A 238-nucleotide genomic window follows, 5' to 3' on the forward strand; every position below is an offset into this window, starting at 1 on the left:
AGGTGCTGCTGGAGCAGGCAGCCGGCACGGTGAAGAAGGTCTCGATGGAGCTGGGCGGCAACGCGCCGTTCATCGTGTTCGACGACGCCGATCTCTACCGGGCGGTCGCCGGCGCGATGCTCGCCAAGTACCGCAATTCCGGCCAGACCTGCATCTGCACCAACCGGTTCCTGGTGCAGGACGGGATCTACGACGCCTTCGCGGAGAAGATGGCCGAGGCGGCCAACCGCCTGAAGGT

1 protein-coding gene is annotated in these 238 nt (G+C 66.0%); it reads left to right on the plus strand.

Annotated elements, in window-relative coordinates:
- Window positions 1-238 (plus strand): aldehyde dehydrogenase family protein (locus MXD60_RS26490; protein ID WP_248822420.1); only part of this gene is annotated, 238 nt, incomplete at both ends.

The sequence above is a fragment of the Frankia sp. AgB32 genome, from assembly GCF_023243045.1.
Lineage (GTDB): Bacteria > Actinomycetota > Actinomycetes > Frankiales > Frankiaceae > Frankia.